Source organism: Aeromonas encheleia, assembly GCF_900637545.1.
GTDB lineage: Bacteria > Pseudomonadota > Gammaproteobacteria > Enterobacterales > Aeromonadaceae > Aeromonas > Aeromonas encheleia.
This window is the reverse complement of the sequence record NZ_LR134376.1, coordinates 1,796,984-1,816,050: the sequence shown is the minus strand read 5'-3', so window position 1 is coordinate 1,816,050 and position 19,067 is coordinate 1,796,984. Positions and strand designations below refer to the sequence as shown.

General features: G+C 61.7%; 16 protein-coding genes. All 16 read right to left on the bottom strand.

The window, feature by feature from the left end; all coding sequences use genetic code 11:
* Nucleotides 1-11: 11 nt before the first annotated feature.
* Nucleotides 12-647 (bottom strand): ATP-binding cassette domain-containing protein, encoded by a 636-nt coding sequence (locus EL255_RS08540; RefSeq protein ID WP_042653511.1) that lies wholly within the window; start codon nt 645-647, stop codon nt 12-14.
* Between the two features lie 198 nt (nt 648-845).
* On the bottom strand, nt 846-1,637 hold the full coding sequence (locus tag EL255_RS08535) for an ATP-binding cassette domain-containing protein (protein ID WP_042653510.1): 792 nt from the start codon (nt 1,635-1,637) through the stop codon (nt 846-848).
* Nucleotides 1,638-1,773: 136 nt separating this feature from the next.
* The gene (locus EL255_RS08530; RefSeq protein WP_042653509.1) at nt 1,774-2,586 is read right to left on the bottom strand and encodes an ABC transporter permease; all 813 of its coding nucleotides are present in this window, start codon (nt 2,584-2,586) and stop codon (nt 1,774-1,776) included.
* On the bottom strand, nt 2,576-3,586 hold the full coding sequence (locus tag EL255_RS08525; RefSeq protein ID WP_042653508.1) for an ABC transporter permease: 1,011 nt from the start codon (nt 3,584-3,586) through the stop codon (nt 2,576-2,578). The genes EL255_RS08530 and EL255_RS08525 overlap by 11 nt, the downstream gene beginning before the upstream one ends.
* Nucleotides 3,571-5,151 (bottom strand): ABC transporter substrate-binding protein, encoded by a 1,581-nt coding sequence (locus EL255_RS08520; protein WP_042653507.1) that lies wholly within the window; start codon nt 5,149-5,151, stop codon nt 3,571-3,573. Before EL255_RS08520 ends, EL255_RS08525 begins: the two co-directional genes overlap by 16 nt.
* A 105-nt stretch (nt 5,152-5,256) precedes the next feature.
* Nucleotides 5,257-5,766 carry a hydrogenase-2 assembly chaperone gene (hybE, locus tag EL255_RS08515; protein ID WP_042653506.1) on the bottom strand — a complete coding sequence of 170 codons (510 nt, stop codon included), beginning with the start codon at nt 5,764-5,766 and terminating at the stop codon, nt 5,257-5,259.
* Nucleotides 5,748-6,278 carry a HyaD/HybD family hydrogenase maturation endopeptidase gene (locus EL255_RS08510; RefSeq protein WP_042653505.1) on the bottom strand — a complete coding sequence of 177 codons (531 nt, stop codon included), beginning with the start codon at nt 6,276-6,278 and terminating at the stop codon, nt 5,748-5,750. The genes hybE and EL255_RS08510 overlap by 19 nt, the downstream gene beginning before the upstream one ends.
* Nucleotides 6,278-7,981: a hydrogenase 2 large subunit gene (gene hybC / locus EL255_RS08505; RefSeq protein ID WP_033130224.1), complete on the bottom strand. Its 1,704-nt coding sequence runs from the start codon at nt 7,979-7,981 to the stop codon at nt 6,278-6,280. The genes EL255_RS08510 and hybC overlap by 1 nt, the downstream gene beginning before the upstream one ends.
* Nucleotides 7,978-9,165, bottom strand: coding sequence for a Ni/Fe-hydrogenase cytochrome b subunit (gene hybB / locus EL255_RS08500; protein ID WP_042653504.1), 1,188 nt, complete (start codon nt 9,163-9,165; stop codon nt 7,978-7,980). The genes hybC and hybB overlap by 4 nt, the downstream gene beginning before the upstream one ends.
* The gene (gene hybA, locus EL255_RS08495) at nt 9,158-10,177 is read right to left on the bottom strand and encodes a hydrogenase 2 operon protein HybA (protein WP_042653503.1); all 1,020 of its coding nucleotides are present in this window, start codon (nt 10,175-10,177) and stop codon (nt 9,158-9,160) included. The genes hybB and hybA overlap by 8 nt, the downstream gene beginning before the upstream one ends.
* 2 nt (nt 10,178-10,179) lie before the next feature.
* Nucleotides 10,180-11,313, bottom strand: a complete 1,134-nt coding sequence (gene hybO / locus EL255_RS08490; RefSeq protein WP_042653502.1) for a hydrogenase 2 small subunit — start codon at nt 11,311-11,313, stop codon at nt 10,180-10,182.
* Between the two features lie 683 nt (nt 11,314-11,996).
* Nucleotides 11,997-12,395 carry a lysozyme inhibitor LprI family protein gene (locus tag EL255_RS08485; protein WP_170176001.1) on the bottom strand — a complete coding sequence of 133 codons (399 nt, stop codon included), beginning with the start codon at nt 12,393-12,395 and terminating at the stop codon, nt 11,997-11,999.
* Between the two features lie 2 nt (nt 12,396-12,397).
* On the bottom strand, nt 12,398-14,926 hold the full coding sequence (locus EL255_RS08480) for a lysozyme family protein (RefSeq protein ID WP_042653501.1): 2,529 nt from the start codon (nt 14,924-14,926) through the stop codon (nt 12,398-12,400).
* A gap of 36 nt (nt 14,927-14,962) precedes the next feature.
* Nucleotides 14,963-17,011: a type VI secretion system Vgr family protein gene (gene tssI, locus EL255_RS08475; RefSeq protein ID WP_042653500.1), complete on the bottom strand. Its 2,049-nt coding sequence runs from the start codon at nt 17,009-17,011 to the stop codon at nt 14,963-14,965.
* A 10-nt stretch (nt 17,012-17,021) separates the two neighbouring features.
* Nucleotides 17,022-17,309, bottom strand: a complete 288-nt coding sequence (locus EL255_RS08470) for a type VI secretion system PAAR protein (protein WP_042653499.1) — start codon at nt 17,307-17,309, stop codon at nt 17,022-17,024.
* 297 nt (nt 17,310-17,606) lie between these two features.
* Entirely contained in the window at nt 17,607-19,034 is a 1,428-nt protein-coding gene (locus tag EL255_RS08465) for a VasL domain-containing protein (RefSeq protein ID WP_042653498.1), read from the bottom strand.
* Between the last annotated feature and the right edge of the window lie 33 nt (nt 19,035-19,067).

Genomic DNA, 19,067 nt, shown 5'->3' with positions numbered 1-19,067 from the left:
GACGCCGGCACTCAGGCCGCGCTGCTTACGACGGGCGCCTGCTCGGATGGCCCCTCACCGACGCGGATCAGCCGGTGGCACACCTGGCGCAGCAGCGCCTGCTGGTGGCTGAACACCAGCATGCCGAGCCCCCGGCTCTCGCACTCCCTCATCAACTCCTGCCAGATGTGGCGCTGGATCTGCGGATCCAGCTGGGCGGTCACCTCGTCGGCGATCAGCAGCCGGGTGCGGGGATCGAGCGCCCGCAGCAGGGCGATGCGCGCCAGCTCGCCGCCGGAGAGCTGACCCGGCTTGCGGCCGAGCCACTCGGGCTTGACCAGGAAACGCGCCAGCATGGCCTCGTCCGGGCGCCACACGTCCCACAGCGCCTGACCCGTGCTGCGATAGGGGTTGAAGCAGAGCTCGGGGTGCTGGGGCACCAGCTGCACCGGGTGATAGCCCTTGAGTGGCAGAGGCTGGCCATCCAGCAGGATCTGCCCCCCCTCGCCCGCCAGCTGCCAGCCCGCCAGCACCCGCCCCAGGGTGGTCTTGCCATGGCCGCTGGGGGCTGCGAGACCGAGCCGCTCACCGGCCTTGATCGCCAGCGTCAGCCCCTGCCAGAGGGGGCGTTCCCCTTGATGGAGGCTGAGATCCCGTACCTCGAACATCAGCAGACCTCCGGTGCAGATAAGAGTGAATGGAACCCCGGCAGCGCCTGCCATCGGCCACCCGCAACCAGAGAGAAGGCCAAAGATTGCGACTCAATCATCAAGAAACCTCCGGCGTGCAAAAGAGTGAGTTGAACTCCGGCAAGGCCTGCCACTGAATGTCCGCAGCCTGACAAGCGATCCGTTCCAGCGACGCCATCATCGGGAAACCTCCGACGCCGCGAAGAGTGAGTTGAACTCCGGCAAGGCCTGCCAGTGGGTACGCAGCATGGGGCTGCCCTGCCCCTGGCGCAGCTGCTGACTGCTCAGGCTGTCGCTCACCCGCCCCTGATGGAGCGCCACTATGCGATCCGCGAAGCGGGCCGCCAGCGCCAGATCGTGGGTGACCCAGAGGATGCCACTGCCCTGGCGGGCGAGCTCGCGCAGCTGGCCCAGCAGCAGGCAGGCCAGCCCCTCGTCAAGCCAGGCGGTGATCTCGTCCGCCAGGATGAAGCGCGCCCCGCCGAGCGCCGCGGCGCAGGCCAGGATGCGCTTGGCCATGCCGCCGGAGAGCTGACGCGGATAATGCACCAGGGTCGCCGGCGGCAGCTGGTAGCGCTGCAACTGCTGGCAGAGCCGCTCGTGGGAGCCGCTCTGGCCGCTGAGGCGGGCGGCGCGGCCGAGCTGACGCTCCACCGTCAGCAGGGGGTTGAGGGCACTCACCCCCTGCGGCACATGGCAGAGGGTGTGGCCGCGCAGGCGGGCCCGCCCCTCGTCACACAGCGGGGTGCCGTCGAGGGCTATGGTGCCGCTCATGCGCAGGTTGTCAGGCAGCAGGCTGAGGGCGCTCTGCAGCAGCAGGCTCTTGCCCTCGCCGCTGCCCCCCACCAGCGCCACTATCTCGCCGGGGGCCAGTTGCAAGTTGATGTCGCAGAGCAAGGGCTGCCAGCGGCGGCGCCCCAGCCAGTTGTAGCGGGCCGCCTCTATGGTGACGTTGTCGAAGCTCAGCATCGCTCATTGCTCCCAAACCAGAGCTGCTGCAGGGCGCGCGAGTAACCTGATCGAACAGCAGCGCCAGCGACAACATCATGAAACTGAGGAAGAGCGCCAGCCAGACTGTGCTGACGCCAGGTGGCGGTTTCAAATATCAGCATGGTTCACCCCCAAACCAGAGCTGCTGCAGGGCGCGGGTAGCCTGATCGAACAGCAGCACCAGCAGCAACAGCATCAGACCGGGGAAGAGCGCCAGCCACCAGCCGCCCCCCGCCAGATAACGCAGGGCATCGGCCAGCAGCAGCCCAAGGGAGGCCTCGTGGGCCGCCAGGCCAAACCCCAGAAAACTCAGGGCGGCGCTGTGCAGCACCGCATGGGGGAACATCAGCAGGGTGCCGATGAACCACTGGGGCAGCAGGCCGGGCAGCAGGTGAGTACACCAGCGCCGCAGCGGCCCCATCCCCTGGCAGCGCGCCAGCACCACGTAGTCGCTGCAGGCGATCCGCCTCGCCTCGGCCCGCAGGATCAGCGCGAGCTTGGGCCAGTGGGTGAGCGCCACCGCCAGGATCACCCCGTGCAGGCCGCCCCCCAGGGTGAAGCAGATGAGGATCAGCAGCAGCATGTGGGGCAGCGCCAGCATGGCATCGATGAGCAGCCGCACCAGATAGTCGCACCTGGGGTGCAGCAGCGAGAGGCTGGCCGCCAGCATGGCCAGCAGGCCGCTGCACAGGGCGGTGCTGACGCCGAGCTCCAGGCTGGTGAGGGTGCCGAGGAAGGCCCGCTGCCAGAGATCCCGCCCCATCTGATCGGTGCCGAACCAGTGCAGCGCCGAGGGGGCCTGCTGGCGGGCCAGCAGATCCATGGGCACGTCCTGCACCGACAGATTCCAGCCATAGCAGGCCAGCAGCCCGAGGCAGCTCAGGGCCAGCGCGAGGCGCAGCAGGGAGGGCAGCGGATTAAACAGCATGCGGACCCTCCCAACCCCGGCTCATGCGGGCCACCAGCAGGCGGGCGACGCCGTTGCCGAGGAACACCAGCAGGGTGCAAAACAACACTATGCCCATCAGCAGGGGGATGTCCCCTCGCAGCCCGGCGTCCACCGTCGCCTGCCCGAGCCCTGGGTAGGCAAACACCTTCTCCGCCAGCAGCGAGCCGCCGATAAGCTCACCCAAGGAGGCAAACTGCAGGCAGAGCGCCGGGGTCAGGGCGTGGCGCAGCACGTGAAAGCGCAGCATGGGCCAGCCGCCGTCCCCCTGGGCGCGAGCGTAGCGGATGAAGTCGCTCGCCAGCACCTCGGCCACCCGCCCCCGGGTGTGCAGGGCTATGTTGCCCATCCCGAGCAAGGCCAGGGTGGTGATCGGCAAGATGAGGTGGCGCAGCCGCTCGGCCCAGTCCACCTGGTCCGCGCCGAGGCCCGGCGTCCAGGCGCAGCAGACCGGCAGCAGCGGCCAGTGCACCGCGAACAGGGCGAGCAGCAGCAGGCCGACCCAGAAGGTGGGCAGGGAGGCGAGCAGGTAACTGAGACGGCAGATGAGGCGGTCCGGCCAGCGGTTGAGATAACGGCCGGCGCACAGGCCGAGCAGGATGCCGGCGCCGCCCGACAGCAGCCAGGCCCCCGCCAGCAGCGCGAAAGAGGCGGCGAAGCGGCTGCCGATCACCTCGGTGACAGGCGCGTTGTAGAGCATGGAGTAGCCGAGATCCCCCCGCAGCACCTGGCCGAACCAGTGCCAGTAGCGCAGCCACAGCGGCTGATCCAGCCCCCAGCGGGCGGCAATGCTGGCGTACTGCGCAGGGGGCACGTGCAGCAGATCGTTGCCGATATAGGCCTTGATGGGATCGATGGGGGAGTAGCTGAGCAGCACGAAGGTCGCGGCCGACACCAGGCAGAGCAGCCCCGCCAGCCGCAGCAGGGCTTTGCCCAAGGCTTTACCCGATGTGCTCAGGGGTGAGGCTACCGGCACGTCCACCGCCAATCCTGCAGGTTGTTCAGCAGGGACCAGCTGCCGTGGATCTCCGGCGCCCCCTTGCCGAGATCGACGCAGGCGTTGGTCAGGTAGGTGTGCTGCACATTAAGCAGCCAGGCCCAGGCCGCGTCCCCCTGCACCCCGGCGCCTGTCTTGCCATCCCACTCCACTTGTTGCCAGAACGGCAGCGCCGCCCGCCAGTCGGGGGCATCCAGCGCCTGCTTGAGATAGCCATCCACCGCGGCATTGCGGTAGTAACCCGGGTTGTAGAACTCGACCCCGCCGGCGTCGCTCTGGTAGTGGTGATAGAGCTCCATGGGATCCAGGCTGCCCCAGCCCATCATCACCGGATTGGCGTGCATCTCCCGCTCCACCTGCTCCCAGCTGCCGGATTTGAGTCCTACATCGAGGCCAATGGGCCTGAGCATGGCGCGCACCGCCTCGGCCAGATCCCGCCGGGTGCTGTCCCCGCTGGTGTACCAGAGGGTGAAGGCGGCGCGCCGGGAGCCCTTGTGGCGGATGCCGTCACTGCCCCGCTGCCAGCCCGCGGCTTCGAGCAGGGCGTTGGCATGGGCGGCATCCCCGTCCTTGAAGGCGCTGGCCGGGTTGTACCAGGGCAGACCCTGCACCGCGCTGTAGGCGGGGATGGCGTGCCCCTCCAGCAGTTGATCGGCCAGCAGCTGGCGATCGATGGCGTAGTTGATGGCGCGGCGCACCGCCACGTCCGAGGTTATGTCGTTGCCGACGGGGTTGCCCTTGGCATCCTTGCCGCCGGCGGGCGGGATGGGGAAGACGATGCCGCGGTTCTCCACGCTCGGGCGCACCCAGAGCCTCAGCGACGCCGGCACCGTCGGCGCCAGGGAGGGGGCGATGCGCACCACGTCGAGCTGGCCGCTCTGGGCGGCGGCATAGGCGCTCTCCTCGTCGATGAAGACGAACACCAGCCGCTTGAAGTCGTTGTGCTCCCCGGCGTAATAGGGATTTTCCTCCACCACCAGCTGCTGGCCGGGCAGGAAGCTTCGCAGCCGGTAGGGGCCGGCGCCTACCGGTTGGCGGGCGTAGCGCTTAGGATCGTAATCCCGCTTCGACACTATGCCCAGCGACCCCAGCACGTTGACGAAGGTGCTCTGGGGGGCGCTCAAGCTGATGGCCACCTCCCGCGGGGAGACCACCCGGGCGGCGACGAAGTTGCCCATATCGATCTTGCCACCACCCTTGGCGGCGCTGTTGTAGGTGAAGGCCACATCCTCGGCATCGAGCGGCGCGCCGTTGGAGAACTTAAGGCTGGGCTTGAGGCGGATGAGCCAGCCCTTGCCATCCTCGCTCGGGCTGACCGACTCGGTCAGCAGGTTCTGCCAGCTCAAGTCGGCCCCTTGCTTGAGCAGCGGGCTGTGCAGCAGCAGGTAGCTGCCGTGGCTCCAGCCGAGCAGCGGATCGAAGCCCTCGGTGGGCTCGCTGCCGATGGCGAGCTTGAGCTCGGCGGGCATGGGCTGGGGGGCAGCGCTCTGCGCGCCGGCGCCCATCGAGAGGGCCAGCAGCACGGCGGCGCCAAGGGGTCGGATCGTCATCAATGTTCTCGTCTCTTGCTGCCACCCGGGAAGAAAAGTGGCCACCACTAAAAGCGAATGAGGGGCCTGATGGGCCCCATGTCTATCTTTGCCGGTGCTGGCAGGCTAGCGCTCCCTCGCACCAAACAGCCGCCTGCGCCCCAGATCCACCGCCCCTGTGCCCTGTTGCAGCGGCAGGGAGTGCAGCATCCTGAGGGTGCTGGCCACCAGCGCCCTGCCCGTCTCGGCCTCCAGGTGCGGGTCGAGTGGCGACATCAGCGAGCAGGCGAGCAGCTGGCCTATTTCGGGCAGCTCCCCCACCATGAAGGTCATGTCACCACAGGGCAGTTGCAGGGCGAGCCGCTCGCCGCTGCCGCGCCTTGGCCAGCGCTGATCCGGCCCGGGCAACACCACCACGCTCAGCATCCAGGGGGTGAGCACGCAGCCGAGCCACTGATCTTCGAACAACACGCACTCGGCCACTATGGGCATGGCGGAGTGGTAGAAGGGCAGATCGGCCATCTGCTCGCGGGCGATGCGCTCGTACTGGGCCACCAGCAGGGGGGCGGGCTCGGCGGCAAACCCCGCAAGCTCCTCCACCGCGTCCGCTGCCTCGGTCAGATGGGGTTGCGCCATGCGCCCTCCCGCTCTCGTGCGGCCCTTTCCTGTTCGGAAAGGGGGATGGCCGGGCAACCGGCCTCGGCCAGCAGGTTCAGGATCCGCGCCCTCGCCTCCCCCATCGCCGCCGCCACCACAGAGGTGAGGCCGATGCGGGGTTCGAGGGATTCGGGCTCGACCCCGATCAGGCTGAGCCGCCTGGGCGACTCCCCGGTCATGTGCAGCGCCGACAGCACGTCCGCCAGCCCGAGCTGATGGGGGGAGATCTTGCGGCCAAACAGGGTCGGGATCTCCTCGCCACTCAGGGTGACGACGGTGCCGGGCGGGTTGCCGCTGCGCACCGCGTCCACCAGGATGAGGTGGTCGCGGTTCGCCATCTCCTCGAGCAGCTCCATGCCGGCGGTGCCGCCATCGAGCAAGTCGATGCCCGGGGCGAAACGGTATTCGCGCTCCAGCGCCTCGACGATGCGCACCCCGACGGCCTCGTCGCTCAGCAGCAGGTTGCCGACCCCCAGGATCAAGGTGTTCATCACAGCACCTTCACCTGGGTCACTTCCCCGTTCTGGGTGTCCACCACGTGCACCGCGCAGGACATGCAGGGATCGAACGAGTGGATGGTGCGCACCACCTCGAGCGGCTTGGCGGGATCCGCCACCGGGGTGCCGACCAGCGCCTGCTCGTAGGGACCGGGCTCGTCGTTGAAGTTGCGCGGACCCGAGTTCCAGGTCGACGGCACCACCGCCTGATAATTCTCGATCTTGCCGCCCTTGATGACGATCCAGTGGGAGAGCATGCCGCGCGGCGCCTCCTCGAAGCCCACCCCGCGAAACTCCTTGTCCGCCGGGATCTCGGCCTTGATGTAGGCGCTGAAGTCCCCCTTGCCGATGTTGTCGATGAGCGCCTGCCACTGGTGGGACAAGGTGTCTTTCAGCACGCAGCAACGCACCGCCCGGCCTATGATGCGGCCCATGGTGGAGTGCAGCTGCGCAGGCTTGATGGCCGAACCGGTCAGCGCCTGGTAGATGCCGTTGAGCTGATCGAAATGGGTCACAGTGCCCGGGTGCTTGGCCGCCAGCTTCACCAGCAAGTCGGCGAGCGGGCCCACCTCCACCACCTTGCCGTAGAAGGTGGGGGATTTGACCCAGGAGTACTTGCCGTCATCCTGCCAGCCGGTGTAGTTCGGCTCCGTCTTGCCCTCCCAGGGCTTGAGCGGGGCATCGTCCTTGTACCAGGCGTGCTTGTTGCTCTCGGCGATGCCCTCCATCAGCCAGGCATCCTGGTGACTCTCGATGGGGCGGTAATTCGCCAGATCGCCGTTCTCGATGTAGCCGCCCGGCATCAGGAAGCTGCCGCCGTCGGCATCGGTGGGGAGTTCGGGCACGCTCAGATAGTGCTTGGCACCCTGCCCCAGCGCCAGCCACTCGGGGTAGTGGGCGGCGATGATGGCGGCATCCACCTTGTAGACCTGCTCGATGAACTCGCCGAGCCGATCGATGAAGGTCTTCACGTAGAGCAGCCGCTCGAGGTTGAGCACGCTGGGCGCATCCAGGTTGATGGGGTTGGCCACCCCGCCCACCGCCAGGTTCTGGATGTGGGGGGTCTTGCCCCCCAGGATGGCGACGATGCGGTTGGCATCGCGCTGGCACTCCAGGGCTTGCAGGTAGTGAGCCACGGCGATGAGGTTCACCTCAGGGCTCAGCTTCATCGCCTTGTGGCCCCAATAGCCGTTGGCGAAGATGCCGAGCTGGCCGCTCGCCACCAGGGCGCGGATCTTCTCCTGCACCTTGGTCAGCTCTTCGGCGCTGTTGAGGGACCAGGTCGACACCCCTTTAAGGATGCCCGCCGCTTTTTGCGGATTGGCCTGCAGCGCTGCCGTGATGTCCACCCAGTCCAGCGCGGAGAGCTGGTAGAAGTGGACTATGTGATCGTGGATGTTGTGGGCCGCGATGATGAGGTTGCGGATGAATTGCGCGTTGACCGGCACCTTGGCGCCGATGGCATTCTCCACCGCTCGCACCGAGGCGATGGCGTGGATCGAGGTGCAGACCCCGCAGATACGCTGCACTATCATCCAGGCGTCGCGCGGATCGTTGCCCTTGAGGATCTCCTCCATGCCGCGCCACATGGTGCCGGATGACCAGGCCTTGGTGACGACGCCGCCGTCGATCTCGCAGTCGATGCGCAGGTGACCCTCGATACGGGTGATGGGGTCTATGGTGATACGTTGGCTCATACGTTGGCTTTCCCTCGGGCCTGATAATCTTGGTGAACACGTTCCAGCGATGGCAGCACCGGCAACAGCCGGATCAGCAGCAGATAGGCACAGACCTCGATGGCGACGAAGCCAAGGGAGATCAGCACCTCTTCGGCACTGGGGAAGTAGTGATAGCCATTGCCTGGATTGAAGGCGAGCAGGGAGTAATCCAGTCGCCAGAGGGCGGCGCCCAGCAGCATGCTGAGGGCACCCAGGAACAACATGCGCGAATCCCGGCGGCTCTTGTCCCAGTGGAACACCAGCAGCGGGAAGATCATCAGCGCGATCTCGCTCCAGAACATGATGGCGTAGCGGTTGAACTCGGAGAGGTACTCCGACTTGTCGTTGATGACGATCTCGGCGAAGCGCAGCGCCACAAACAGGATCAGGAAGATGTCGATCACCTGGGTCAGCTTGTAGAACAGCGGCTTCTCGTTCGGTCCGCGTCCCGCCAGGCCCGCCTGCACCAGGGAGCCCTCAAACACCACTATGGAGAAGCCCATGATGAAGGCGGTCAGCAGGGAGAAGACCGGCAGCAGCTCATAGCTTTGCCAGAGCGGATGGATCTTCTCCCCCGCCACTATCATCAGGGATCCCATGGAGGACTGGTGCATGGTGGGCAGCAGGGCCCCCAGCGCCAGCACGAAGAACATGATCTTGTTGAGCCGGATCAGCGACGCCTTCCAGCCTAACTTCTCCAGCAGCACGGGGGCGAACTCCAGCGCCATGACCCCGATGTAGATGGTCATGCAGACCGCCGTCTCGAACAGCACCGAGGAGGTGTTGAAGAAACCCGGAATGTAGAAGTAAGGCAGGTTCCAGTAACGGCCCACATCTATGGTGATGGAGAGACCGCCGAGGGAGTAGCCAAACAGGCTGGCCAAGAGCGCCGGTCGCACCAGGGGGTGATATTCGCCCTTGTTGAACACGTAGACGGCCCAGGCCAGCGCCCAACCACCGCAGGCAAAGCCGGTGCCGATCAGCAGATCGAACGAGATCCACAACCCCCAGGGGTAGCCGCCGTTCAGATCCGTCACCGAGCCCAACCCGAAGATGAGGCGCTTCAAGATCAGGATGCCACACAGCACGGCAAAGGGGGCCAGCACCAGCACGGGCCAGCTGACCAGCTTGCCGCCGAGCGGATGCGCTTTATGTTCACTCATGGTCGTCGCCTCCCTTCTCTTTGCCCTGGCCCTGCTCGGGATCATGGCCCTTTTCCTGCTTCTTGGCATTGCGCCGGATCAACACGGAGAGACCGGTCAGCACCACCATGGGCAGCACCATCCCCTTGTAGAGGGTGTGCTGGATATGCTCGGATCGCGCCCCGGAGGAGAGCTCGGGCAGGTCCGGCATGTCGAGCTTGGTGTAAGGCACCCCGGCCAGCACCAGCACCTGGGTGCCGCCCCCCTCCTTCTCGCCATAGACGTAAGGCTGGTAGTTGGGCACTTCATGCCGATAAGGATCGTTGGCCACCAGGGTCTGTCGGGGATAGGCGTATTCACTGCCGGGGGTGGCCAGCAGCCGGCGCTTGGCCTCGGCCATCAGATCCTCGCGGGTGCCGAAGATGACGGCGCCGGTGGGGCAGACTTCGACGCAGCCGGGCAGCTTGCCCTGATCGATGCGCTCGAGCCCTTGCTGGTTGCACAGCTCACACTTGTGAATGGCGCCGAGCGGGTTGTCGTAGTCGTATTTGGGCACGTCGAACGGGCAGCCCACCATGCAGTAACGGCAGCCGGTGCAGACGCTCGGATCGTAGTGAACTATGCCGGTCTTGGGATCCTTCTTGAGGGCCTGCACCGGACAGACCGAGACACAGTTGGGATCGACGCAGTGCATGCACTGCTTCTTGATGTAGGCATAGCCATCCACCAGCTGATCCTTGTGCTCGCCGCTGCCGCTCTTCCAGATCTGGATGATGTTGTTGGTGAAGGGCGTCAGCTTGTCGTTGGTGGACCAGGTCTGAGCTCCCTCCGGATTGGCCGGGTTGCCGTTGAGACGCTGGCACTCCGCCACGCAGGCCTGGCAGCCGACGCAGAGGGTGGAGTCGTAGAGCATGCCGAGCGACCCGGGAATGGGCGGCTTGTTCTTGGCCGCCGCCAGCGCCGTACCCGGCACCGTGGTGCCCGCTGCCAGCGCACCGACGGAGGCAAACTTGAGGAAGTTGCGTCTGTTCACGGTCACTCCTCCCGTGATGGGTGCTGCCCGGCTTCGTGGCGCTTCTGCTGACGACCGAGTTCACGCACCGTCATCAGGCTCACCCCCACCAGCACCCCGAGGGCGCCGCCGATGAGGCCGGTGGCGGTGGGCGAGGTATAGCCCCCCTCCTGGATGGCCACGTCGGGTTTCTCCACCCGCGGGGTCGGATTCTCGACCTTGGCGAGCTGGAAGATCCCCTTGCTAAAACCCACCCCCTGCTCGTTGCAGCCATAGCAGGGGTGGCCTATGCCCACCGGCCAGATGCCGCCGCCCACGTCGCAGAACTCCAGGGTCGAGCAGTTGCCGTAGGTTTCCGGCCCCTTGCAGCCCAGATGATAGAGACACCAGCCCTGCCGGTGGCCCTCGTCGCCAAACTCCTTGGCGAAGCGGCCGGCATCGAAGTGCGGGCGACGCTCGCAGTTCTCGTGGATCAACCGCTCATAGGCAAACAGCGGCCGCTTCTTGGCATCGAGCGCCGGCAGCTTGCCGTAGGTGATGTAGTAGGCCACGGTGGTGAGGAAGTTGTGGGGATTGGGCGGGCAGCCCGGAATATTGATGATGGGGGCGCTTATGCTGCCGAGGGCCTCCTCCAGGCTGACGGCACCGGTCGGGTTGCTACCGCTGGCGGGCACCCCGCCCCAGGCGGAGCAGGAGCCGATGGCGATGACGGCGGCCGCGTCGGCGGCGGCGCGCCGAATATGGTCGACGATGGGCTCACCGGCCACCATGCAGTAGACGCCACCATCCTTGAGGGGAATGGAGCCATCCACCACCAGCACATACTTGCCTTTATAGCGTTCGATGGCGTTGTGCTTGTTCTCTTCCGCCTGATGACCAAAGGCCGCCGAGAGTACCTCGTGATACTCCAGCGAAATGGTGTTGAGGATCAGGTTTTCGATGGTGGGGTGGGTTGCCCGCAGCAGCGACTCGGTGCAACCGGTACACTCCTGCGCCCCTATCCATATCACCGGAGGCCGCTCGGGGCTGGTGAGTGCGGTGGCCATCTTCGCCACCGCCTGATTACTTAATCCCAGGGTTGCGGCCATCCCGGCACACAATTTCATAAAATCACGGCGATTAATTCCATGAGCCGATAAAAAATTATCCGCGACCATTCGTCTTATTCCCGTCAGTGAGCATTGTTTGGCAAATGCTTAATTGCGGGAATGCTATGCCTCCCCCCCGGCCCTCATGTTGATCTCCATCAAGTCGCGGGGCATTAGTCGTGGAGAAAACTCATCAACGAAAATAAAAAAACCATATGCAGCAAAGGCTTATCGAAAATCATTCTCAAACAACAAATACCCATTAGGGGATAGATTTCGATAGTCGTGAATTAACCACATTTAAACTTCGGTCTATTCCCGGTATTCAGTGGCTCAAAATGAAAGCGTTGTCACAGCATTTATCATTCGCAACTGTTATTAGCTCTTTTCCGATCCCCGGCCTTAGCCCCGCACGCAGCATGATCGCAGCCAGGGGCCACAAAGCCGTAAATTAATTAATCATGAATCGATATTGGCTGAACGAGGCTGAGGGTTGAAAGACGCTCTGGCCCGATATCGAGTGCCAAGGAGCCTCATACAGACCTTTATAATGACCCATTACGGCCCCAATTGAGTGCGAGTAGTAGGGGGCCCTACAGGGCGAGGGAGAGAGAGGAAGCTGCTCAAGACAGATATGATATAGAGCTCGAAGAAGGCATGTACTCAAGTAGTATAGCTATTATGGTAGGGGGCATATACCACCTACCATAATATATGGTGTTAATCTATGTGCTACATGTCAATGATATATATCATGGCAATTCAGATATGAATTTATTCTCACCCTCAAGATAAATCACTCTGCTATTTGTAGTCAAAGACAAACACTTATTTTTTTCAATTAATCCTGCAAATGACTGAGCTTCAAAAAAAGCCACCTTGGCTTGACATTGTTTATCTCTCATTTTAAGCCACGATCTTTGTGATTGAACTAACTCTGACCAATATGTATCTTTAGAAGACTGCTCATATAAACTTTCAGAGACAGCATTCTTAAGTTTTGAGTATGCCTTATTAAGGGCTGCATCACTACTTTTAAATTCGCGTTCATAACAAGCCGAGAGAACTCCTAGCGGAACAGACGAATCACATTTCTCGATCGAGAAAACCAATGTAGGACAAAGTAATAAAACAAATAGTACATTACGCAATGTTAATCCCCTCTTAAATATTCAGCTCTTTTTCTACCCGGCTCATATTGATTTAACGATGGGTTGCCAACGATATATTCCGCATATCTATCCCTATCATTCAACATACCATAGAGCATTGGTTTTGGTCCTTTAGTAAAGCCCTGATAAACCAAGTCAACTACCACATCTTTCACTTTAACGTCAAGACTACTCCATTGAGTTTTATCAGAAGCAGATATATTGGGGATGTTTGCACTACTAATTTCATTAGTTGTAGTCCATCGCTCATAGTTCACCTCAGCTCGACTCACATAATCCGGATAAATTTTCTCAAAAAGTTTAAACTGAGCCTTTCTAGATATCTGTGTGCTATCTCTATTAGCAGAGACATAAGAAGAAGCATTCTCTCCTTTTAGTTTTGCTCCATTGGAGATAATGGTTGCAATATCATGAGGTACTCCTGCATTTTGCAAGTCATTATAAACCTCTTTCTGTGAACGGCTTCCAATATCATATCCCCGACCAATTGTCACACCAGATAAACTATTTCCTGGCCAGTGAATAACCCTAGAGAAAAATGGACTGTCTTCTATATCATTACCTTCTGCATTGAAGGTCAGCTGGCCTTGAGAAACAATCAACCACCGTTCATCCATATCATCATCTGAAATAGGATCTGCAACCAACCCCAACATCCCTACTGGATGAATAAACCAAGGCTTGGTATCACCCACCACAGCAGCAGCCTCTTCTATCCAGGCCATTTTATTGGTAACTTCCAGTACGTATTTGTACAGATTTGGCATATTTTTTAGCTCTTGCTCGAGCCTTGACCACGTATCTCGCTTTACCCATTCACTTTCGTGCTTGATAAACAGCTTTCGCACCTTGTCTGCGACCATTTTATCAGCCATCGCCGCCTTGATTTCATCGGCACTGATACTGCCATCGCCATCCCGATCTGTCACCAGCTCTTCGTAAAGGGTGCTGAAAAAGTCTCCCCCCTCCTTACCGTCAGTGTCAGCCTTGTCTAGGAATCCGTCGGGATCCGAGCCGCCATCAACCAAAGTCACACCCAGAATTTCCCACTCATGCTGGTTCACCAGTCTGGTATCACCGCTGATAAGCACATGCTGATCCTCGGCCACCTTCACAAATCGGTCGGCACCATGAGCCACGATATCCTGAGTCCTTATCGGTTTGGGAGCATCCAACGGACCAAATGTTCCGGCCTTGCTGTAGCTGGTTGTATTGTTCTCCTTGGTCAACTTATAAGTATCTGCCTGCTCACCCTCTTTGAGCAGCAGATACTCTTGTCCCTTGGCTAACTTTCCTTCATTGCTGATGCATTTACCAAGAGCCTCCTTGTCACTCTCTGCGACAAATATCTCCATATGTATTGCTTTACGATCTTCATTGAGAGCAAAACCATTGGCCGTCGGTTTCGGTGTCTCATGCTCCCCCCAATGCCCGACCACCTCGCCGGCCTTGACCGAAATGGGATTGGTATTTCGCTGCTCCACTTTGTCATAAACGATGGGGGTATGCCGAACGGCTTCACTGGGCTGGCCCAACATCTCTTTGGCAACCCAGTAACGCTCACCTTTCGAGGCATTGGGCACTACGTTCCCTTTACCATCGGTCAGCTTGCCTTGGGCAACCTCCCAGACCTCAACCTCGAGATACTCCTTCATATTGGAAAATACGACTGGCTGAGCTGTGGTTCGTGCTACTTTGCTCGTTTTTGGCAATCCCGCAGCCACAGCTTCACCCTGTTCTTTGCTTTTACGTAGATAGCAGTTGCTGCTGATCGGATAGAGACAAGGAATATCTTGCTTGGCCATCATCCAGTCGGGCTCAACCTTGCGCTCTTCCTTGATAAATTGTGAAGCCACATAAAACTGAGACGGGTCACCGTCCTTCGGGGTGGCATAACTGACCAGCTGGTAAGAGTAAGGCTCATTATTCAGATTCATTCGTTCCGATGGAGCTCCAATCAAGCTAACTTCGGCCCCCTTGCGAGCAGTACCGAGCTTGTCCTCTTTCTGAAACTGCAGACTTGCAGTGGCCTTGTATATAGCGACACCGCTCCCTGTCAGCACATGACGTTCTGGCTCACCCTGATAAGCGTTTTTGCTGGCAATGTGCATATAGAGGCAATAGAAGGTTAGAGCATTTCGTTTTGGCTGCTGCTGTCCGGAAACTTCTTCTGTGGCCTCATAACGATGCCGGACCAAGCAGAATGAAGGGGAGGTACGCAAGGTGATTGCCTCACCCGGCTTCCCCTCTTCCGGCTCCAGCTTCACGGCAACGGGATCGGACGCGATGCGGTAGGCCACTATCTCTCCATCGGCAATAGCTCGCACTGCACCTTGCGGATGCCAGCCTCCCTTGTCGCTCAAATGAATGCCACCATGCCAGATACGATTGCCGCCGAGCAGGAAGGTGCCACCCGGCTCACCATTGAGCTTGCCGATAAATTCTTCACGCGAAGCAACTTCTTTGGGAGCATCACCGCCTCCCACTTGCATTGGATATAGGATTTTCATCTTCTTTTCACTCGTGATCGCACAACACTGTTGCCCTTAGCGGGATGGCACAAAGAAGACCTGTCCAGGCTCTTGCTCCTTGAGCAGTGCCTCCATCGCCTTCTCGGTCGGGATGGCATTGAGCAATTCGACCGCATCGGGTGCCTTGACTACTTCCACCGCCTTGGGAACGATCGGAGCCTTGCCCGCCCAACCTGAGCCAGATCCGGCGCTGCCGCCGGCATTGAGCTTGATGGCGGGGCCGACCAGCTTGATGCCGCTCGGATCGACCTTGACGAAGCTACCACCGCCCTTGAGGGTGATCTCGGCCCCCGCCTCCAGCACCAGCTTGTCACCCACCTTGATGTGCACCTCCTGCCCCGCCTCCACCAGCAGGGATTGGCCCAACTTCTGGTGCAGGGAAGCATCGACGGTGAGCGAGTAATCGGCCTTGACCTGGTCCCGCTTCTCGCCATTCACGGTGAGATGGTCATTGGCCTTGATGCGGGTCACCCGCTCATTGTCGATATCGGTGTGCTCATCGTGCTTGATGTGCCAGGCCGCATCGTTTTCTATGAGCACGTTCAGGTCTTTCTGGCCGTGAAGGTAAATCTCTTCCTGTCCCGCCTGGTCTTCGAAGCGCAGCTCGTTGAACCCCTCCCCCTGATGGGTCTCGGTACGCAGCACGGTGCGGGTCTTGTTGGCCGGTAACTCGTAGGGGGGTCGGTTGGTGGCGTGGAAGGTCCGGCCTGTGACTATGGGCTGGTCCGGGTCCCCTTCCAGGAAGGAGACAATCACCTCATGACCGATGCGCGGAATGGCCAGCATGCCGTACTGGCCCCCCGCCCAGCCCTGGCTCACCCGCACCCAGCAGGAGCTCTGGTCGTTACTGGAACCGTAGCGGTCCCAGGGGAACTGCAGCTTCACCCGGCCATGCTCGTCGCAGTAAATCTCCTCCCCCTCCGGGCCCACCACGGTGGCAATTTGCGGGCCGTCCACCATCGGCTTGTGGGGCGCCTGTGGGCTGCCGATGCGGGCACGCCAGCTGGTGCTCGCCTTCACCACCGCAAATTCGTTGTGGTAGACGGTCGGGCCGCTGCCGCCCTCTTCCTCCAGCGCCTGCGGCTGCAATCCGGTGTGGCTGATACGCACCACCTGCCAGTCGGTGTTCAAGCTACCGTTCGGGTGCTCGGTCAGCGAAAACGTCTGGCCCGGCAGCAGGGCCGCGCAGTTGGACTTGCCGCTGCCGGTCACCGCGTCATTGCGCAGCGCATCCAGCCGGTGCTGGGCAAAGGCCTTGCCGCTCGGGTCCAGCTTGTAGCGGCCCGGGTAGTCGAAGTGCTGATAGGTATCGCGCTGGTGCTCAAGCTCGGCCCCCAGCTTCTTGTGAGACAGGCCATAGGCCGGGGTCTTGAAGCTGTAGTCCTTGAGCTCTACATCGCTCGGGCGCACCGCCTCCCGGTAGTGGAACTGGCGCACGTAGGGGCCCTGTTCCAGCGAGCGGTTGCCGAGGTTGAAGAAGAGCGCGGGGCCGGCAGTCAATGCCGCCGCGTCGTCGGCAAAGACGATGCGGTGCTTGCCCTGCTCGAACTCGTGGAAGTAGAACAGTCCCTCTTCGGCGGCCAGCCGGTTGACGAACGCGAGGTCCGTCTCCTGGTACTGCACGCAGTACTCCCGCTGGGCGTGTTCGTTTTTCAGCGCGAAGGCGTAGTCGGTGATGCCGTGCTCTTGCAGCAGGATTGAGAGGATTTCGTCGGGCTTCTGCGCCTGGAACATGCGAGAGTTCTGGCGCAAGGAGAGCCGCCACAGCGCCGGCTGCACCATGAGCTGATAGCGGGTACGGCGAAAGCCGCTGTCCCCCTGCGCCAGGTCGCTCACCACCCCGCACACCCGCCGTTGCAGCTCGCCGTTGTACCACACCAGCAGCTCGCAGGGCTGGTCCAGCACGGCGCCAAAGTCGATGTCCGGTTGGGGGCTGGCCAGCTCCAGTCGCAGCTGGAAGGGACCGTTCAACGCCTCCTCCAGCATGAACTCGGCCACCACAAAGGTGGTCTCGGGCAGCGCCCCCACCTTGACGGTAAATTGTAATCCTGTGCTGTCTGCCATGAAGGGTTCCTTATCCTGCCTGTCCACTGCCCGAACCAATCACCACGCCGCCGCAACCGATGGCGGTACCGGTCACCGCGATGGGCTTGCCGTTCACCAGCACTGAGCCAACGCCACCCGAGATGCTGCGCGGATGGGGAGGATTGTTGGGTTTGTCGTGGGGTGCCAGCGGGTCGCCCTGACGGGCCACCGGCTTGCCGTCGAGGAAGACATTCGGGCTCGCGGCAATCACCGGAGAGGGGTGGAACCCCTCGTGGTCGGTGCCGATGTCACCGAGCAATGCAATAGTGGGACACATCTGAATTCTCCGTGTGGGCAAGGGGTCGGCGTCTCGAGAGACAGTCCCGCCATGCCTGCCGCTCACCGTCGCGAGCATGGGCCTGAATACACTTTGGGGTAGCAGCCCAGCAGCCTCTGTGCCAATGCAAATTAACCAGCAATATTGTTTTAGATCAGCATCTTATGAGATGGCACCATGCCAGCGGCGAAGACTGCTGCAACAGGTTGCACGAGACAGCGTGAGGATATGGCAAAACCTTGCCCATATAGTCAATCCCGCCATACATTGCGCAACCCATTGCTCAAGACAGCATGATCAGCTGCCGCCATCGCCTTGCTGCAGCTGGTAGAGGCGGATGTTGAGCGCCTTCAGATCGCTCTCCAACCCCTTCAGATCCGCCGCCGTGATGGGCTCCTGCGCCGCCTTTCTCGCCTCCAGCTCGCTCAAACGCAGGCTGAACGGGATGCCCTGCATCAGGTTCTTCTGCACCTCATAGAGCTGGGATTTCAGGTAGGAGATGGTGACCGTCTTGCGCTGACGCTCCAGCTCCAGCAACTGTTCGAGCAGGGCATCCACCCCGGCGCGGGCATCCAGATAGGTCGGCACGCCGATGGCATCTCCCTGCTGACTGGCCAACGCCGTCTGCCACTGCTTGTCCAGCGCCTTGACCGCCAGTGAATCGGGATAGAGCATCTGCAGCGAGCTGCGCAACCCCTCCCCATAGCGATACCAGTAGAGCGGCGAGGTCTGTTCCAGCCGGGCAAGCTGGCTCTGATAGCGCGCCACCAGCTCGCTCTCCATCCCCTGCAGGGTCTGCTCCCCCAGCACGATGCGGGCCTGGCGGATATCGTCATAGCTGAGCGCCCGTGGCAGCTCGGCGGCCGGTTGCTGCAGGCGCTGGGCGGCCAGCGTTTTCTCCTGCTGCTGATGTTGCCAGCCGAGCCAGGCCATCGCCGGCAGGGCGCAGCTGAGCAGGCCGCAGCCAAACCAGAACCAGGCGGGACGCTGCCTGCGGTGTTGCTCAATCTTGAGCACTGTCGGTTTGACCTGCCCCTTCTCGCGACCGATCAGTATGCTGCCCTGGGGCAGATGCGGCGTGGCCGAAGCAGAGGCGGCGCCGTCTTGATCCATGTCGGACTTGAAGAACACCATGGGCGGGATCTGCAGCTCCTCCTTGAGACCCGGCTCATCGGAGACGATGACGATCTCGGCCTCATCGAACAGGTGGGTGTAACCCTCGATGAAGTGCACCAGGTTCTCGACCCGGGGGATGCGGCTCAAGCCCGCGTTGTGCAGTTTCTCGCTGATGAGCTGCAGCGCCCGCTCACAGCGGTAGACCAGGCGCTTGTCCTCATGGCTTATCTGGTACTGGCGGATCACGTCGCTGATGCGGGCGATGAACCAGTCCAGCATCTCGATGCGGGCCCGCTCCTGGTGCACCGGCGGCCAGAAGCTCTCCCACTGGGTCACGATCAGGTTGGCCAGAAACTCGCAGCCTTCGGTGAAGCCGCTCAACCCCTGCAGACGGGATCGCGCCAGGGTGAAGTAGATGGCGGTCTGCAGATCCACCCCGTGTTTCTCGAAGATAAGGCTCGCGAGCTGATGGATCTTGGACCAGTCCACCTCGGGACGGGAGGCGTGGCTGAGCTTGTTGATCTCGCTGCGCAGCGCCTCGTACTCCGGCAACATCCTGGGGTCGCGCCCCACTTTCAGCGCCTGCTGGCCTTGCTGGTTATTTGACATATGGGCTTCCAACACTGCGGGGGCACAAGGTGC

Excerpts from the sequence above, each read along its gene's own strand:
- EL255_RS08540 (WP_042653511.1), bottom strand. The coding sequence starts at position 647 with ATGTTCGAGGTACGGGATCTCAGCCTCCATCAAGGGGAACGCCCCCTC.
- EL255_RS08535 (WP_042653510.1), bottom strand. The coding sequence starts at position 1,637 with ATGCTGAGCTTCGACAACGTCACCATAGAGGCGGCCCGCTACAACTGG.
- EL255_RS08530 (WP_042653509.1), bottom strand. The coding sequence starts at position 2,586 with ATGCTGTTTAATCCGCTGCCCTCCCTGCTGCGCCTCGCGCTGGCCCTG.
- EL255_RS08520 (WP_042653507.1), bottom strand. The coding sequence starts at position 5,151 with ATGACGATCCGACCCCTTGGCGCCGCCGTGCTGCTGGCCCTCTCGATG.
- hybE (WP_042653506.1), bottom strand. The coding sequence starts at position 5,766 with ATGGCGCAACCCCATCTGACCGAGGCAGCGGACGCGGTGGAGGAGCTT.
- EL255_RS08510 (WP_042653505.1), bottom strand. The coding sequence starts at position 6,278 with ATGAACACCTTGATCCTGGGGGTCGGCAACCTGCTGCTGAGCGACGAG.
- hybC (WP_033130224.1), bottom strand. The coding sequence starts at position 7,981 with ATGAGCCAACGTATCACCATAGACCCCATCACCCGTATCGAGGGTCAC.
- hybB (WP_042653504.1), bottom strand. The coding sequence starts at position 9,165 with ATGAGTGAACATAAAGCGCATCCGCTCGGCGGCAAGCTGGTCAGCTGG.
- hybO (WP_042653502.1), bottom strand. The coding sequence starts at position 11,313 with ATGGTCGCGGATAATTTTTTATCGGCTCATGGAATTAATCGCCGTGAT.
- EL255_RS08480 (WP_042653501.1), bottom strand. The coding sequence starts at position 14,926 with ATGAAAATCCTATATCCAATGCAAGTGGGAGGCGGTGATGCTCCCAAA.
- tssI (WP_042653500.1), bottom strand. The coding sequence starts at position 17,011 with ATGGCAGACAGCACAGGATTACAATTTACCGTCAAGGTGGGGGCGCTG.
- EL255_RS08470 (WP_042653499.1), bottom strand. The coding sequence starts at position 17,309 with ATGTGTCCCACTATTGCATTGCTCGGTGACATCGGCACCGACCACGAG.
- EL255_RS08465 (WP_042653498.1), bottom strand. The coding sequence starts at position 19,034 with ATGTCAAATAACCAGCAAGGCCAGCAGGCGCTGAAAGTGGGGCGCGAC.